This window comes from Chthoniobacter flavus Ellin428, assembly GCF_000173075.1.
Taxonomy (GTDB): Bacteria; Verrucomicrobiota; Verrucomicrobiia; order Chthoniobacterales; family Chthoniobacteraceae; genus Chthoniobacter; species Chthoniobacter flavus.
Genome location: NZ_ABVL01000029.1, coordinates 63729 through 76674, shown reverse-complemented (window position 1 = coordinate 76674; position 12946 = coordinate 63729). Strand labels below are relative to the sequence as shown.

Sequence of the window (12946 nt, the reverse complement as noted above, 5' to 3'; positions counted from 1 at the left end):
GAGGGTTTTCGCGCGGAGCTTCCACCATCCTGCGCGTGACCACGCGCCCATTTTTCCACCGCCGTTGCCCACGGAGATCAGAGATCCTTCGACTACGTGCCCCGAGAACCTTAGGATTGAGTCTGGGAAAGCCGTCAATAGACGGTAATAGGCCGCACATGGCTCAGGATAAGGCACATATGAATCCCGCGACGACGAAAGGCCGGTTTGGGAAGAAAAAGGGTCAAAAAACAAGAATCGCAAAGGTATGGGAATGAAATCAGGCAAATATGAATCCCGGTTTTAACCTGATTAAAAGCCGCCTTCATACGGCTTAGAAAAGCTCTCCTTGCTTCGCCTGGTCGCCCCGGCCGGCCTGCCCCTTCTTCCGGCCGCCGCCCGCACTCACCACCTTATGCAGCCGCGCCAGGTCCTCCACCGTGCGATCCTGCACCCGCGAATCCCGCGCCCCGAGCTTCGCCATCTCCTTCTCCGTCGCCGCCCGGAGCGTCTTCACCCGTTCGTAATACTCCTCCCAGTGCAGCCGCCAATGCTCCTGCACCGCGTGCAGCAGATACCGCCCCGGGCTCCGGATCGCCCCCACATCCCCATGCACCTTGATCGTCCCGATGATCTTCCGCAGCATCCCCTGATACTCCTCCCACGGCAGCGCCATCCCCCGCGGCTCCATCTCCCGCGCCGGGTGCGTGATCGCCCGCAACAGCAGCGACCGCTCCCACCAAAACCGTTTCTCCCCATCCTGCAGCCCCGTGTAAAAGCTCGCCTTCAACCCCGCCAGCAGCTCGTTCACCATCTCCTCCGGCATCTTCTGCTTTGGCAACCCCGAGCGGTTCTGGCGCTGTTTCATGGCTCGCTAAAAGACAGTGCACATCCACAGCCGCCCCAATCGTGGCGGTCAAAGCTCTCCCCGGCCTCAATGCGCTCGCGGAAAGTTTTAAGAGTAAGCGGCTTCTTTTTCCCGTCGCCTCGTCTGTCGGTTAAAACGGAGAAGTCGCCGACTTGCGCCCGCAGCTTCTCCTCTTGCTCCTCATGCCAGCGATAACGTTCCGGCATTCTCTTCAAGAGCTGGGCGAATTGCGCCTGGCCGGCCTTCACACAAAAGCCGCCGCAATTGTTGTGCGGAAACCCGAATGAATAGAGGCGAGGGGGCTCTATTCCAATGGCCCTCAGTTCGTCCAGCATGCGGCATTTATCCCACAGTGGCTCCTCACACATGGGCGCTTCAATCCGCCAGGTCGGCATCCGCTGGCGCATGTCCCTCAGTCTATGCTCCTCGGTCCAATCGATGCCGATATAAAGGGTAGTGGTGAATTCCAAACAATGTTCCCGGCGCCACAAATCGAGTGGTTCTCGCTTAAGCAATATGGAGCAAATTGGATGGCGGCTATTTCCGATCATGCCCCTCTCTGCGAACAGCTCCCACGGCGTCATTTCCTTGGAAATGCGAATGATCGGAACCCCGAGAAATTTCGAAGCCTCCGCATTGAATCGATAGAGGTCCTCATCCTCCATCAAAACATCCGCAAACAGGAGCGCGACACCCTCTCTGCCATGCCTCTCAATTACCCGTTTAGCGGACCAAAAGGAACAGACCCCGCCGCTGAAATTCTGGACGTGCTTGTAGTTCAAAACGGCACCTCCGGCTCCTCCACCGCCTCCTGCTTCGGCCGCTCCCCCCACACCCCACCCTCCTGCCAAAGCCCCAGCGCCTCCGCCTTCTCATCCGCGATCCGCACCCCATGCTTCACCGCCCGGCGCACACAGCGTTTCACCTCCCCCACGATCACGATCAAATCCTCCCGGCTCACCCGCCACGCCTCCCGCGTCCCGAACCCCTGCTTCAGCGCCGCCAGCACATAGCGCTCATCCACCCCCGCCGTCCGCAGCGCCGCCGCCCCCAGCTCCGAGCGCAGACAGTGCATCATCCGCGTCACATCCCCCGAATACACCCGCATCTGCCACTTGATCCCCACCCCCGCCAGCCCCTCGAAATGCGCCATCGCCAGATCATAATCCCGCCCCGCATTACATTCCTTCGTCGAAGCCTGCCCCGTCGCCACACACAGCTCCCGCTCATACCAATCCCGATCCACCTTCAGCGTCCGCGCCAGCCCCTCGCGACGGCAATGCGCCACCCAGGCCAGCGGCACCAAGACCCGAAACTCCGGCTGTTGACGCCGCGAAAAGCTCATAGCTGCACCTCCCAGGGCACCATCGTCCCATTCGCTTCCCGCGAAAACTGCAGATCGCATCGCTTGCAAAAATAGTAATGCCCCCGCGGATTAAACCCGTGATCGTGCGGGCAAGCCATCTGCAACCGGCACTTCGCCCACTTCTTGAACATCCCCTCGATCGAATCGTGGCACTCCCGCAAAAACCCCGTCCCTTGATTAATCTTCGTCAACATATCCTGCGCCATCTTCCCCGGCTGCGGCCCCACCAACTCGCGGATGCGAGCCCGCGCCCCATCCGCCGCCGCGATCGCCCTGGCCAGCTCCGCCTGCACCCCAGCGATCTCCTCCGGCGAAAGCTGCACCGCCGGCGCCTGCGCCCCCACCGGCACGGGAAAAAGTTCCTCGCTCATACGGGAAACGCGTTGTGTTCCTTCCCATCGAGCAACCGGCCGGCCGTCTTCTTACCCACGCGCTCGTATCCGGTAAAATCGCCTCTAGCGAAATCCTCGCCATCGTCGTCGATGAAGTCGTGAAGAGCGAAAGTCGGCCGCCACTCCCCCCACTGCTTGAAAAGGAACGGCACACCGGCAGCCGCGCATTGATCGCGCAGACTACGCGCCCAATCCGGGTGCATCGGCCGCGCATTCGGCCCGCTCTCCCCGCCGCAGATTACCCAGTGGATAGGCGCGCCATCACACACCTCAATTCTCCCGTCCGCATCGAAGTGCATCCGCCTCGCCCCTTCGCCGTAACCTACGCACATACACCATTTGCGCTTGCAAGAAGGGCACTCGTCCGGACGGCCTTCGACGAAATCGAATTGCTCGCCGCACCCCCCGCAGTATTCCCAAAGCGAAAAGCATTCCGAAAGATCGACCGCCCCCAGCAGCGGCTCACAACTCAGAAACCGCACCTTCGCCGGGATCTGGAGCAACTGCGGAATCCGCTCATCAGCTCGCGCCTGGTCTTCCACCGTCGTTCCAATCCAGACGTTGGCAGGAGCGACGCGAGCACCAAACCACGATTCCAAAAGACGTGCTGCATTTCCTTCGGTCCGGTTCATCGCGAGATAACACCCCAGCAATTCGCCCATGCGCTTCTCCCAATTCTGAGGCCGCTTCGTGAGCAACAACCAAATCCAGATTCGGCGTCTCAAAGATCAGCTTCAACAGCCGCGCCAGCCATTCGATCGGAACCTCGTCATCGAGCCAATCCGCCAGCGACGCACAAAAGACCCGCTGACGCACCGGCACAGTGAGAGTGCCGCACAACGGACAACTTTCCGCCATGTGGTCACGTCGACCGCACGAAGGACACTCGCGAAACGAATCCGCGATACGATTCCAATTCAGCGCCTTCCGCCAGTTCGATTCTCCCGTCAACTGCCGAGGCACACCCTTTTTGTATTCCCCCCAGCCAAAGCGTTTGGCAAGTGCAGCTGCATAGCAGTTCTTGCAGCCCAGCGAAACCGGCGTGCAAATTTTCCACGGATTAAAAGTGTGATCCGTCCACTCGATTTTGGAATTCTCGCTCATCGCATCAGCCCTCCGAAAACCAGCGCCCCGACCGCGAAACCGGCGATGAAAGTCAGGACGCCGGCCACGCAGCACGCCACCTTCCAGCGGCGACGCTCCCAGCGTTGGTTTGCGCCAGAAACCACCGCCGCCAGCGAGCGATAATAAAGCGGGCCGGCGTCCGGTTTCCACAGCTCCACCTCGCTTTCCTCAATCAACTCCCGGTCTCCGCGATCAGCATGCGGATTTCCGCTTCATCGAGCCCGTCGAGAATCAAATCCGCCAGGGCCAGCGCCGAGTGCAACAGCCCCGCCGTATTCTCCAGCTTCGCCAGCGCCGAATCCCCGTCTTGGAAATTCGCGTCCAGCATCGTCGCATAGTCGGCGACCTCTTCCAGCGCCACGGCCTTCGTGGGCGCCGTGAAAGTCTTATCCCGCCCCTGGCGCAACACCCGCGCCAGCTCCAGGAAGAGCTTCATCTTGGCCGACACTTCCGCGCTCATAGTTGCCCCTCGGTTGTGCCCTCGTATTCGGGCGTTTCGTCTTCCTCATCATCTTCGATGAACCGCCCCGGAAGCTGGTAAGCCTTGATCGGAGTGGCATCGATGCCGCCCGCGAGCCTGATCGCCACATCGCGGCCGATGGGATTAATGGCGTAGATCGCGCCGCCACCGTAGAAGCGGGTGAATTGCGTTTCGCCATTCTTATCGGGCACATCGACGCGCAGCATTGCCGCCCCGGCGATCGTCTGCTCGGTGACGTAACCGACAATCCGCTGGTGTCCCATCAGCTCGACAAGCGCCCACTCCGCGAAGGATTTCTTTTCTTCGCTCATGCGGCCTCCTTCTTCTCCGCCGCTTTCACCGCCTTGCCGAAGTCGATCTTCGCTTCGGCCACGGTCACGCTCTCATCGTTGATCCGCACGATCCCATAGCTCTTCAGCTCCGCGTCCGAGAGACTTTCCAGCGCTTCCAGGTTCAGCGCCTTGGCCGTGCGGACGAACTTATCGCCCTGGCCCGCGTGCTCGAGCCGCAGGATGCTCGCCTCCTCGTTGGCCACATCCAGCTTGCTCGTCCGCTTCACCTTCACCGTCCCGTAAAGCGTCTTCACATGGCGGGCCTTGGTGAACCATTCCGGGTGCCGGCGCGCGATCACCTCGATCGCCGTCTCCGCTTCGCCGATCTTCTTTTGCAGCTCCGTGTATTCGCTGCGGTGCGTATCCACGATCTCCGTGAACTCGCTCTGCGCCTCATTTTCCAGCGCCGCCAGGCGCTGCCGTCCCTCGCTGAATACCGCGAGCAGATCGATGAGATTCTTGTAATCGTCAGGGGTGGTTTCTTTCATTTGTTTTTTAGTGGGTGGCTTGTTTGGAAAAAAGTGGGGTCATCGATCAGTGCGCTTTCGCCGTCCGCTTCGCGAAGAACGCCGCTTCCCAAGCGTCCTCATATCCCTGGTCCCAGTCGCGGCCGTCCGTCGAAACCTTCACGTGCGGATTCGCCTGTGGGTTGTAATGGCCACGTGCAAAATGCTCCTTCGCCATCTCCGCGCCCGCCAGATACGCAGCGCACTTCGGGAACCAAGCGAACTCAGTTAAGTGAAAGACGCTCATTTGGATTTCCCCCCCGTCATCACCGTGATCGCCAGTTGCTTCGCCTGGTCCTCCATGAACCTGGCCAGCGCGTATTCCCGCATCACATCCGCCCAGCCGATCTCCCGGCCGGCCGCCTTCGCCTTCTTTGCCCCGCGCCGCAGAAACCCCAGCCACACCCGCAACCCATAAATGTGCGACCCGCAGATCTCCCCCTCGATCGCGTGCGGATTCAGCTTCACCCGCGCATTCCCCACCTGCACATCGATCTCCCGGTCCGGCGCCGGCTCCAGCCCGTTGGCCGTCGCGTAAAGCCGCAAATCTTCCGGATAATAAGGCGGCAAAATCAGCGGCCAGAGCAACCGGCTCGCCACCTTCCGCAGCGGACTATCCGCCCCCACCGTCTGCAGCCGCCGATACCCACTCGGATCCACCACGATCACGATCCCGCACCCCCGCTTGTCATAGATCCGCCGGATATAACTCTGCGTCTTGTTCCCCAGCTCGATCGAGCGCGCCCGGAAAACCTCATCGTATTCGTCAAACGCGATCAAATCCTCCGGCCCGAAAAACTCCATCATCAGATTGGCAAAATTCGCCTGCCGCTCCCGCCGCTCACCCAGCCCCTGGCGACAAGCCATCGCCTGCAGCAGCGAAGTCATATGCCCGCCCTCCGGCACCCGGATCACACTCAGCCAATCATTCTCCCGCTCCGTCTGCTCCAGCGCCGTCGTCTTCCCACAGGCATTCTGCCCCACCACCACCCCGATCATCCGCTCCTCCCGCACCTGCTCCAGATACGTCCCGATCTCCCGGGCCATCCGAGTGCGAATGAACCCACCCACCGGCGCCGGCGACTCCGCCACCGACAGATACCGCTCCACCGCCTCGCAGATCGAATCCAGCCGCACCTCCGCCTGCGTGTGCCCATTGAGCGAAAAATAGATCGTATCCCGGCTGTAAGGCTTCCCATTCTTTTTCCGAATCAGCGACCCCGCCTTCTCGTAGGAAAACCGGCGCAGCACACAATGATTGCGAAACCGGTTCAGCGTCTCGATCTGATCCTCCGGCCGTCCCGCCAGCACCGCGCGAAGCTGCTCCTCCGTCAGCGCGATCTGCCCGCTCTGGTTAGTGATGATGTTAGTCGTCGCGCTCATGCTTTTCCGCCTCTCTGCGCCTCTGTGTCTCTGCGTTTAAAATTGCTTTTCTTCATGGGTAGTGGTGGGTGGTGGGTGGTTGTCTGGGGTGGGGGTTAATCCTGCGAAAACACCGCGTCGCGCATCGCCTCGCCGAGCTTCAGCGTCTGATCCTCGCGCCGCTGTGCCTGGCGCTCGTTCTCGACGCCATCCGTATACCGCCGCTCCGCGCCAGCCATCGCCGCCGCCATGCGTTCACCTTCCGGAAAGCGCCCCTCACGGGAAGGAGAGCGTTCTGCCTCCGGGGCGGGAAACGTATTGACCAGCCGCTCCGTCGTCGCCGCATTGGCCTGCGCTGCGCGCACCGCCTCCGCCGAATCCTCCGTGTGCAAATCGCGCAACCGCCGCGCATCGCGCTGGATCTGCGCCTGGGCATCGGCATAAGCCGCCCGGCTTTCCGCGTCGTGGCTGAACCATTGCGCCTCGCCCTTCCTCGGAATGCTCTCCACATACGCCCCGTCCTTGGTCAGCACGTGCAGCAGCTCCGGCGCCCGCCGGTTCACCGCCCAGAGCACCCGCTCACCGGTGCCGTTCTTCTCCGCGATCACCATCGAATCCCGCGAAGCAAAGACCAGTTCCTCACCGTCGAGCGTGATCTTGATCTGGTGCCGCTCCACCTTCGCCCAGCCCTTCTTGCAGAGGATCAGCGCCGCCACCGCATCCGGCAAGCGCTCCACTTCGCCCTGCCGCTGCGCATACTCCCGCGCCGGGTCATTGGTCACGCGACGCGTCCTCGAGGCCACCTCCGGCAGAGAGTGGTCACCGAGCGAGCCTTCGTCATCGGCCGGCATTTCAGGAATGGGATGGATGCTGCGTGCGATCATGGTCAAAAGGGCGTGTCGACTTGTTGTTTCTGCGGGGACTTCGCGTCGCGGACGATGGCCGCGAAAGCGGAGAGGAGTTGCGCCCACTGCGGACGCGAAAGCTGTTTGTGCGGCACTGCCCGACCGAGCACCCGCGCCGTCACCGCATGCCGATCCAGATCCGGCCGCGCTTTGGCCACCCGTTGCCAGGCGCTCCAGTAAATCGCCCGATCCCGATCGCTCAACGCCCCCGCGGCCTCCGCCGTATGCAGCGTGTAGGAGCGCCGCGCCGGCGCTGCCTGCGCGCTATCCTGCCACACATTCGGAGCCACCTCCTCCTGCAGATGCTCCCCATGCCCGCGATACTCATGCCCCGGCTCCGTGTTATGCCGCTTGATCGCCCCCCGCACCGCCTCGTTCAGTTCGAAGAGCCGCAACATCGGCAGCTTCAACTTCACCCGCCGCCCGCTGGCGATCTCGAACTGCGCGAGTTGCTCCGCCTGGTCGACCAGCGTCCCGCCAAATTGCCGCTGGCCGCCCTTGGCGAAGAAAGAATTCTTCCCCATCTCCCCCATCGACTGCGGCTGGTTCTCAAACTTGTTCCCGCGCTGCCCCGGCAGGTGCAGCAGCGCATAATGCAGCCAGCGGTTAAAGCTCTCGATCACCGCCTTGCCCGCCGCATTACCCACCGCCTGATCCCGCGCCGATCCAATCCATCGCACCCCGCCGATGATCCCCGTGCGATGCACCTTCACCCGTCCGCCGGTGATCCCTTCCAGCAACGCCTGCGCCGCCTCGCTGCAGGCCGTCGCCCCGCGCTCAAAGAGAATGTGCGTCACATATCCCAGGCCGATCCCGAAGCCCGGCACCTGCAGCATGTGCGCGAGCAGCTCGTCCACGTCCTCCCCGCGAATCGCCGCCGCCGGCTTCATCACATAGCCCACGATCATCCGCGAGCCCACTTCCATGAAAACATAGAGCACCACCTCGATGGCATTGCCCGTCGCCTCATCGATGCAGACAATATCCAGGCGCACGTCATCCAGCGTATAAAGCTCCCCGCGCCGCAACCGGGCATAGTTCAGCGACACATAAGCCGAGACCCCTTTCGCCGCCGCCGCCCCGCGATTGCCCCCCGCCCGCAACGCCCTGGCCGGCTTGTTCCGGCAAGCCGTTGAATAGTGCCAGGGAATCTCCGCCCCCATCGGCACCAGATCGTAATCGATCCCCGGCAACGGCTTCCGCGCCTTGAAATCCTCGGCAATCGATTGCCACGCCTCGCTGATCGGCGAGCGCCCATGCTTGTCCCGGCCACCCTTCGGCAGCGTCATCCGCCGATGCAACTCCCGCACCAGCCCACGCGGCATCTTGGCATGCCCGCCACAGCCCGCCTTGTAAGCCAGCAGCAACGCCTCCGGCCGGCGCTCGTGCGCCGGATTCTCCTGTCCATCGCGTCCACCCTGCTTCCAGTATTTCCATTCGCGATTGATCGTCGTCCAGCTCAGCTCCAGCAACGTCTCCCCACCCGGATGCTGGATCAGCATCCCATCCAGCAACCGCTGCACCCGCTCCAACTCCGCCCCCTTCTTCGCCCCAAACGAAACCGCCAGCCAAACCGCCGAAAAATGCTCGTGCAGCTTCAGCGCCCGCGCCCGGTTCCAGTCCTTGGATTGCGTCAGCCGATCGCTCACTTCCGTCCCTTTCCTTTTTTGGCCCAGCGCTTGGCAACCTCTGACCCCTGGAATCTGCCATTTTCCGATTTGCTCCCGCCATGCGGGACCATCTCTTTCACATCCCCATGCTCACTGGCGTCGATGCTTGGCGGCTCATCGGTCATCACCCACTTCGCCCCGGTCAGACGTTCCAGCGTGGCATGCAACCGCAAATGCGTCGCCTCATACTCCTGCGGCTCCATCTGCTCCCGCAAGACCAGCACCTGGTCGAGCGTCGAGAAAAGATCAAGCTGCGTCTGGTGCACCAGGCTCGGAATAGAGCTGCCGCCATCGCCTTGATCGCCGTCGTCCCCGCCGGGCGCCGGAAGCGCCTTATAGAGCTCGGTCAGCGTCTTGCCATGCAGTGCCTGCGTTTCGCGCAGTTGCTCCACATCCGCCAGCGTGGAATCGCTGGTCAACCCCACACGCCTGGCAGCATTGCGAAAGCGCTGCGAGGTATTTTGGGTGATGTCCGGATGCGCTTTTTCCAACCACGACGTAAATCCTTCCTGCGCTTGGAGTTGCCCCTTATCATTACGCTTACGCGACTTAGTGTGCACTTTGCACACTTGGGCTGTGAGGAGGAAATTCATCTCGCCCTTGAGGAGGTAAAGCCCGATCGCGACGACCTTATAGACCGCCTTGTTGAGGTAGCCCGTCGTGAGCTCGGAGAAGGAATGCTGAATGTCGCGAATCTGCGCGGAGATCGACTCCAGCGAATCCTTGCTGGCCGTCATCACTTCCACCGAAATTTCTTGGGAGGTTTGTTTGCTCATGGGTAAAAAAATCAGTCCTGGTGTCCGTCCCTCCGTGCATTGCCCCCGCGCCGCGAGAGGGGAGTCCCGTAATATATCTGCGAAGGCATCACGCCGCGCGACTGCAGCCACTTCGTGCAGGCCGCATTGACGTCGTTGAAGCTGCCGCTGTGGCCGTGCTCAGCCACCGCCGCGCGGTAATCCGCATGTGGCCCATGATCGTGCCGGTTCCCAATCACGCTCATTTGTAAATCTCCGGGGTGGCGAACTGGCGCGGGTGCCGCTGCTCCAGCACCGGCAGCGGCAGCGTGTCGCGATCGATGGCCTGGGGCAGCCCCGCCGCCTTCAGCCCGAGATTGAGAAAGCGCGTGGTCAGCGTCTCGATGCGCAGCTCCAGCTCGCGCCGCCGGCGCATCACCGCTTGATGATCCCGCCCCGTCCCCAGCGCCGCCGAACCCCCGCGCCCGAGCATCGCCCGCAGATTGGCAATGTCGTGCATCAGCTTGAGAGAATCCTCGTCGTGTTGCATCACGCCGCCTCCTTCATCAGTTCAGCCGCATTGCGCCGCGCCCCGGCTTCCTCGGCCCGATTGGCAAAGGCCATCACCGCATCGGCCTTCTTCTTCGTGCGAAAAGCGCCGAGGCGCTGCAGCGAGCCGTCGGTCAACCGGCGACGCTCGACGCAAAAACCGAGTGGCCGCTGGCGAACGCACCAGAGCAATGGAACCGGCGCGGCAGTCTGGCCGCGGCTATCAACTATCAACTGAGAACTATCAACTGGGTGGTTGGTCATAGAATGGGTGGTTATTTGTTTTTGGTGGTGGAAGGATCGGTGTGCGCGGTCCCCTCAACCCCCGCCGCCCGCCGCACGTAATCGTCAAAGCTGGTCACCGGCACCCGCCAGGCCCCGCGCGAAACCGTCTCCGCGATCTCCATGCACGAGAACGAGCGGCCATTGGCCACGCAGATCGCCAGCAGCCCGCTCTGCCCGCCCGTATCGCGATACTCGTTGATCAGATCGATCACATGCTGAATCGAAATCTCCAGCGCCTCCGCCACCTCATGCACGCGCAACACCGTCCGCCCCGGAAAGAGCGCATGCGACGCCACACACTTCAGCGCCAAATCATCCTGCCGCGGATCAATGTCCTTCGCTTTCATGGCAGCGCCTCCAAAAGTTCATCGAGAATCAACTGCGCATCCTCCGCATGGCGGATGGCTTGGGCGGCAATCCGGCATTGCTCCGCTTCCACTTCGGGTAAAATGAGAGCGAGCCCTTCCTGCAATTGCGCGCGCTCGATCGGCGCCAGGGAAGCGAGTTGCGGCCGCGCAGCTTTTGCCACGAGGTTGAGCAGGGCTTGTTGTTCCGGAGAGAAGCTCATGCGATTGCCAGTTCCTCCCGGATCTGTTCCCTCAATTTGGAGAACCGGTTTTGGTTGATCGCCTTGCTCACCGACGTGCGCGGACGCCCGATCGCGGATGCCAGTTGACCGACCGTCATCCCCCGATGCCAAAGGGCGGTGCGGACTTGTATCTCGAAAGATTTTGTTTGCTTCGATCCTGTGCGGCGGGTAGTCATGTTCACAAACGTGCACTCCTTATAAGTCGACAATTGTGCACACGCAATGGAAAAAGTGAACAAAAGTGAAAGTTTTTCGACACGCCTCTTAAATTGGCGGGTGCGGCACCACCTGAACCAAAAAGAGGCCAGCCAAATTTTGGATATTGGGCGAAGCTACGTAAGCGAACTAGAGAACGGACGGGAACCAGGTGATTTCCTGCGCACCAAGCTGGAACGTTACGAAGCGCTCACGGAGGAAGAGGTGAAGGCGAAAATTGTCAACAAAAGTGCATATGTCGACAAGGAGACTCCGGCTCCCCGTTTGGTGGAAACTCCTCCCGATTATTCGCCACGATCCAAATTGCGCGAAGCGTTGCGCCGCCGAGAGCTTTCCGCTGGCCAATTGGCAAAATTGATCGGTTACAAGGCGCCCATCGTGGAGAACGTCGTCCACGGCACGGGGCGAATCAGCGAAAGCATGGCCGAAAAGATCGAGGAAGTGCTCGATCATGAAATCACCAAAGAAGAGCTGATGGCCGGCTCGGAAACTCCCATCACTCTAGATCCCACCGGATTCCGCGGGACGATGGGCATGAAGCCGAGCACGCCGGGAATGCGCAAGGTTCCTCTCATTTCCTGGGCGGCGGCGGGCAGCTTGCACAATGCCTCGGCATTCGATGAAGACTATGACGGGGAGGCGATCGAGACCAATGTCCCAGGCCGTGTCTTCTCGGTCAAAATTGAAGGAGACTCGATGTATCCCGAGATCAACCCAGGCGACATCGCCGTCGTGCGATCCGACATCGAGCCCCGCCCAGGCCAAGTCGTTCTGGTCCGCACGCTCGATGGAGACGTTTGGTGCAAGCGTTACTCCACCCGGGATGGAAATCGTTTCGTCGTGCTCAGCTCAATCAACGACACCTATCGTCCATTTGAAATTTCAGCCGAGTCCATCGCCTGGATCTACCCGGTGAAACAAGTCATCCGGAATTATTCATGACCGACGAAAAATTCCAGATCGGCAGCGAGGGCAAAGACCCTCGGCACCTTCACCAAGTGGGAGCTGATCTGCGCTTACAACTCCTTGGTAAAATGTGAAGGGATTTACGTCTACATCGACGCCCAACCCCAACCTCTCTGGCACGCCATCACGAAGTGGTATGACGAGCCAGAGATCAAAGTCCTCCGCACAAAGCAAACGGAGCAACCATGAACCCATTCACGATTTTCATTGGCTGGATCATTTTCGGCGTTGTTGGCGGCCTCATTGGACAGCAGCACGGCAAGACTGGCAAAGGATTCATCTTGGGATTCCTCTTCGGCCCGATCGGCTGGGCCTTCATGCTCTTCGACGTGAGCGCTTCGGTGATCGTCTTCCTCTGCGTCGCGGTCGTAGTGATCGGGTGGACTGCGGTGACTCTGATCGAGACAAAGCTGGGGATGGACCGCAAGAAATCCCCCGAGGTCACCCAGGATCCGCCGAGCGACAGCGACGCTCAAGACATCCAGTCGCGGTTCGACGCGATCAAGCCGATGGCGACCCCGGTCCCTCGCTCCACCCCGATTTATTCCCCGCGCGCTCCGGTCTCAGATCGCCAGCGCGAAGCCCTCGACATCGCCCGCAAATACGCCGCCCCGAAATAAT

At 61.2% G+C, this 12946-nt stretch carries 21 protein-coding genes and 1 pseudogene; 2 read left to right on the top strand and 20 right to left on the bottom strand.

The window, feature by feature from the left end; all coding sequences use genetic code 11:
• Positions 1 to 313 precede the first annotated feature (313 nt).
• From CFE428DRAFT_RS28410 to CFE428DRAFT_RS28325, 20 genes and pseudogenes are all read right to left on the bottom strand, one after another.
• Positions 314 to 847: a hypothetical protein gene (locus CFE428DRAFT_RS28410; RefSeq protein WP_006983159.1), complete on the bottom strand. Its 534-nt coding sequence runs from the start codon at positions 845 to 847 to the stop codon at positions 314 to 316.
• The gene (locus CFE428DRAFT_RS28405) at positions 844 to 1629 is read right to left on the bottom strand and encodes a hypothetical protein (RefSeq protein ID WP_042725990.1); all 786 of its coding nucleotides are present in this window, start codon (positions 1627 to 1629) and stop codon (positions 844 to 846) included. Before CFE428DRAFT_RS28405 ends, CFE428DRAFT_RS28410 begins: the two co-directional genes overlap by 4 nt.
• Positions 1626 to 2192: a hypothetical protein gene (locus CFE428DRAFT_RS28400; RefSeq protein ID WP_006983157.1), complete on the bottom strand. Its 567-nt coding sequence runs from the start codon at positions 2190 to 2192 to the stop codon at positions 1626 to 1628. The genes CFE428DRAFT_RS28405 and CFE428DRAFT_RS28400 overlap by 4 nt, the downstream gene beginning before the upstream one ends.
• Positions 2189 to 2584 (bottom strand): hypothetical protein, encoded by a 396-nt coding sequence (locus CFE428DRAFT_RS37910; RefSeq protein ID WP_006983156.1) that lies wholly within the window; start codon positions 2582 to 2584, stop codon positions 2189 to 2191. Before CFE428DRAFT_RS37910 ends, CFE428DRAFT_RS28400 begins: the two co-directional genes overlap by 4 nt.
• Positions 2581 to 3267, bottom strand: coding sequence for a DUF5131 family protein (locus tag CFE428DRAFT_RS39285; protein ID WP_006983155.1), 687 nt, complete (start codon positions 3265 to 3267; stop codon positions 2581 to 2583). Before CFE428DRAFT_RS39285 ends, CFE428DRAFT_RS37910 begins: the two co-directional genes overlap by 4 nt.
• 106 nt (positions 3268 to 3373) lie before the next feature.
• Positions 3374 to 3709: pseudogene (locus tag CFE428DRAFT_RS41425) on the bottom strand (DUF5131 family protein); the annotation flags it as partial.
• A complete protein-coding gene (locus CFE428DRAFT_RS28385) occupies positions 3706 to 3906 on the bottom strand; it encodes a hypothetical protein (protein ID WP_042725979.1) in 201 nt (66 codons plus the stop codon). The pseudogene CFE428DRAFT_RS41425 and the gene CFE428DRAFT_RS28385, both read right to left, overlap by 4 nt.
• Complete coding sequence (locus tag CFE428DRAFT_RS28380) at positions 3903 to 4190, bottom strand: hypothetical protein (RefSeq protein ID WP_006983153.1); 288 nt, start codon at positions 4188 to 4190, stop codon at positions 3903 to 3905. Before CFE428DRAFT_RS28380 ends, CFE428DRAFT_RS28385 begins: the two co-directional genes overlap by 4 nt.
• Positions 4187 to 4522 (bottom strand): hypothetical protein, encoded by a 336-nt coding sequence (locus CFE428DRAFT_RS28375; protein ID WP_006983152.1) that lies wholly within the window; start codon positions 4520 to 4522, stop codon positions 4187 to 4189. Before CFE428DRAFT_RS28375 ends, CFE428DRAFT_RS28380 begins: the two co-directional genes overlap by 4 nt.
• Positions 4519 to 5031, bottom strand: a complete 513-nt coding sequence (locus CFE428DRAFT_RS28370; RefSeq protein ID WP_006983151.1) for a host-nuclease inhibitor Gam family protein — start codon at positions 5029 to 5031, stop codon at positions 4519 to 4521. Before CFE428DRAFT_RS28370 ends, CFE428DRAFT_RS28375 begins: the two co-directional genes overlap by 4 nt.
• A 46-nt stretch (positions 5032 to 5077) precedes the next feature.
• Positions 5078 to 5296 carry a hypothetical protein gene (locus CFE428DRAFT_RS28365; RefSeq protein ID WP_006983150.1) on the bottom strand — a complete coding sequence of 73 codons (219 nt, stop codon included), beginning with the start codon at positions 5294 to 5296 and terminating at the stop codon, positions 5078 to 5080.
• Entirely contained in the window at positions 5293 to 6432 is a 1140-nt protein-coding gene (locus tag CFE428DRAFT_RS28360; protein WP_006983149.1) for a TniB family NTP-binding protein, read from the bottom strand. The genes CFE428DRAFT_RS28365 and CFE428DRAFT_RS28360 overlap by 4 nt, the downstream gene beginning before the upstream one ends.
• 95 nt (positions 6433 to 6527) lie before the next feature.
• Positions 6528 to 7295, bottom strand: coding sequence for a hypothetical protein (locus CFE428DRAFT_RS28355; protein ID WP_006983148.1), 768 nt, complete (start codon positions 7293 to 7295; stop codon positions 6528 to 6530).
• Between the two features lie 2 nt (positions 7296 to 7297).
• Positions 7298 to 8965: a hypothetical protein gene (locus CFE428DRAFT_RS28350; RefSeq protein ID WP_006983147.1), complete on the bottom strand. Its 1668-nt coding sequence runs from the start codon at positions 8963 to 8965 to the stop codon at positions 7298 to 7300.
• On the bottom strand, positions 8962 to 9762 hold the full coding sequence (locus CFE428DRAFT_RS28345; RefSeq protein WP_006983146.1) for a hypothetical protein: 801 nt from the start codon (positions 9760 to 9762) through the stop codon (positions 8962 to 8964). The genes CFE428DRAFT_RS28350 and CFE428DRAFT_RS28345 overlap by 4 nt, the downstream gene beginning before the upstream one ends.
• A gap of 11 nt (positions 9763 to 9773) precedes the next feature.
• Positions 9774 to 9986, bottom strand: a complete 213-nt coding sequence (locus CFE428DRAFT_RS28340; protein WP_006983145.1) for a hypothetical protein — start codon at positions 9984 to 9986, stop codon at positions 9774 to 9776.
• Complete coding sequence (locus CFE428DRAFT_RS28335) at positions 9983 to 10270, bottom strand: hypothetical protein (RefSeq protein ID WP_006983144.1); 288 nt, start codon at positions 10268 to 10270, stop codon at positions 9983 to 9985. Before CFE428DRAFT_RS28335 ends, CFE428DRAFT_RS28340 begins: the two co-directional genes overlap by 4 nt.
• The gene (locus CFE428DRAFT_RS37900) at positions 10270 to 10533 is read right to left on the bottom strand and encodes a hypothetical protein (protein WP_006983143.1); all 264 of its coding nucleotides are present in this window, start codon (positions 10531 to 10533) and stop codon (positions 10270 to 10272) included. The genes CFE428DRAFT_RS28335 and CFE428DRAFT_RS37900 overlap by 1 nt, the downstream gene beginning before the upstream one ends.
• A gap of 11 nt (positions 10534 to 10544) precedes the next feature.
• A complete protein-coding gene (locus CFE428DRAFT_RS28330; RefSeq protein WP_006983142.1) occupies positions 10545 to 10901 on the bottom strand; it encodes a hypothetical protein in 357 nt (118 codons plus the stop codon).
• Positions 10898 to 11122 (bottom strand): hypothetical protein, encoded by a 225-nt coding sequence (locus tag CFE428DRAFT_RS28325; protein WP_006983141.1) that lies wholly within the window; start codon positions 11120 to 11122, stop codon positions 10898 to 10900. Before CFE428DRAFT_RS28325 ends, CFE428DRAFT_RS28330 begins: the two co-directional genes overlap by 4 nt.
• Before the next feature lie 243 nt (positions 11123 to 11365).
• Between CFE428DRAFT_RS28325 and CFE428DRAFT_RS34640 the strand changes: the two genes are divergently transcribed.
• The gene (locus CFE428DRAFT_RS34640) at positions 11366 to 12301 is read left to right on the top strand and encodes a S24 family peptidase (RefSeq protein ID WP_006983139.1); all 936 of its coding nucleotides are present in this window, start codon (positions 11366 to 11368) and stop codon (positions 12299 to 12301) included.
• 209 nt (positions 12302 to 12510) lie between these two features.
• Positions 12511 to 12945, top strand: coding sequence for a hypothetical protein (locus tag CFE428DRAFT_RS28310; RefSeq protein ID WP_006983138.1), 435 nt, complete (start codon positions 12511 to 12513; stop codon positions 12943 to 12945).
• The last annotated feature ends 1 nt before the right edge of the window (position 12946 follow it).

Coding starts and splice junctions, on each gene's coding strand:
- CFE428DRAFT_RS28410 (WP_006983159.1), bottom strand. CDS start 847: ATGAAACAGCGCCAGAACCGCTCGGGGTTGCCAAAGCAGAAGATGCCG.
- CFE428DRAFT_RS28400 (WP_006983157.1), bottom strand. CDS start 2,192: ATGAGCTTTTCGCGGCGTCAACAGCCGGAGTTTCGGGTCTTGGTGCCG.
- CFE428DRAFT_RS37910 (WP_006983156.1), bottom strand. CDS start 2,584: ATGAGCGAGGAACTTTTTCCCGTGCCGGTGGGGGCGCAGGCGCCGGCG.
- CFE428DRAFT_RS39285 (WP_006983155.1), bottom strand. CDS start 3,267: ATGGGCGAATTGCTGGGGTGTTATCTCGCGATGAACCGGACCGAAGGA.
- CFE428DRAFT_RS28380 (WP_006983153.1), bottom strand. CDS start 4,190: ATGAGCGCGGAAGTGTCGGCCAAGATGAAGCTCTTCCTGGAGCTGGCG.
- CFE428DRAFT_RS28375 (WP_006983152.1), bottom strand. CDS start 4,522: ATGAGCGAAGAAAAGAAATCCTTCGCGGAGTGGGCGCTTGTCGAGCTG.
- CFE428DRAFT_RS28370 (WP_006983151.1), bottom strand. CDS start 5,031: ATGAAAGAAACCACCCCTGACGATTACAAGAATCTCATCGATCTGCTC.
- CFE428DRAFT_RS28365 (WP_006983150.1), bottom strand. CDS start 5,296: ATGAGCGTCTTTCACTTAACTGAGTTCGCTTGGTTCCCGAAGTGCGCT.
- CFE428DRAFT_RS28360 (WP_006983149.1), bottom strand. CDS start 6,432: ATGAGCGCGACGACTAACATCATCACTAACCAGAGCGGGCAGATCGCG.
- CFE428DRAFT_RS28355 (WP_006983148.1), bottom strand. CDS start 7,295: ATGATCGCACGCAGCATCCATCCCATTCCTGAAATGCCGGCCGATGAC.
- CFE428DRAFT_RS28345 (WP_006983146.1), bottom strand. CDS start 9,762: ATGAGCAAACAAACCTCCCAAGAAATTTCGGTGGAAGTGATGACGGCC.
- CFE428DRAFT_RS28340 (WP_006983145.1), bottom strand. CDS start 9,986: ATGAGCGTGATTGGGAACCGGCACGATCATGGGCCACATGCGGATTAC.
- CFE428DRAFT_RS28335 (WP_006983144.1), bottom strand. CDS start 10,270: ATGCAACACGACGAGGATTCTCTCAAGCTGATGCACGACATTGCCAAT.
- CFE428DRAFT_RS37900 (WP_006983143.1), bottom strand. CDS start 10,533: ATGACCAACCACCCAGTTGATAGTTCTCAGTTGATAGTTGATAGCCGC.
- CFE428DRAFT_RS28330 (WP_006983142.1), bottom strand. CDS start 10,901: ATGAAAGCGAAGGACATTGATCCGCGGCAGGATGATTTGGCGCTGAAG.
- CFE428DRAFT_RS28325 (WP_006983141.1), bottom strand. CDS start 11,122: ATGAGCTTCTCTCCGGAACAACAAGCCCTGCTCAACCTCGTGGCAAAA.
- CFE428DRAFT_RS34640 (WP_006983139.1), top strand. CDS start 11,366: ATGGAAAAAGTGAACAAAAGTGAAAGTTTTTCGACACGCCTCTTAAAT.
- CFE428DRAFT_RS28310 (WP_006983138.1), top strand. CDS start 12,511: ATGAACCCATTCACGATTTTCATTGGCTGGATCATTTTCGGCGTTGTT.